Below are 831 nucleotides of genomic sequence, written 5' to 3' on the forward strand. Positions count from 1 at the left end.
AGGGAGTCTTCCTCCAGTCTGTAGTTTTGTTTCGTCACTTAACTCATTCGACTTTTGGGGAGGTACTCCTTTTTTCGTGCCTTGAAAACCTTGCGAGACTAAGGGTTCAAATTATGAAATTGACTCACACAGTTTAATAATCTAAAAAAAGCGCTCCTCCTTTAAAAAGGAGCACCGCTCGCGAGATCTCACTATTTTACAATCATAACCGGCCATTTTACACGCTTCGCTACTTTATGGCTAACGCTCCCTAGCACCATCGTTTGCAATGGGTTCAGTCCACGACTTCCAAGGATGACCCAATCATACTCGCCTTTGTTCGCAAAATCGACGATGGATGGGCCGGGCTCTCCTTTGAGGAAATGCAGCTTGTACGGAATCCCTTCCTTTTTAATATTAGTCAGTACCGGGTTCAGACGTTGCTTCCGATCTTGTTCTAACGCGGCAGGGGTAATGTTTTTTAAGGCATCATGCTTCGCACGTTCTGCATCAATGACATGGACGACATCAATAACCCCATTAAAAGCAGTCGCTAGCTGAATGGCCTGCTCAGCAGAACGCTGTGACTGGACCGATCCATCTGTGGCAAGAAGTATTTTTTTCATTATTCCCTCTCCCTTACAAAAAACGTACTGTCAAAACTTTATATAAAAATAGGCTATTAAATCCTATGTTAGAGGGCTTTATAAGCAAAAAAATTGCCACTCCCTGATTTCTGTAGATAATTGAGGTTACCACACACCCAATTCCAGAAAAGGAAGTGACAATTTGTACCCTCAAATTATAACCTATTTATTAACTTTTATAAACTATCAAGAACAAATTATTCGA

General features: G+C 41.4%; 1 protein-coding gene. It reads right to left on the minus strand.

The window, feature by feature from the left end; genetic code table 11:
* Positions 1–191: 191 nt before the first annotated feature.
* Positions 192–608, minus strand: a complete 417-nt coding sequence (locus E2L07_RS20615; RefSeq protein WP_053432145.1) for a universal stress protein — start codon at positions 606–608, stop codon at positions 192–194.
* Between the last annotated feature and the right edge of the window lie 223 nt (positions 609–831).

This window comes from Halalkalibacterium halodurans (genome assembly GCF_004376175.1).
Classification (GTDB): domain Bacteria; phylum Bacillota; class Bacilli; order Bacillales; family Bacillaceae_D; genus Halalkalibacterium; species Halalkalibacterium halodurans.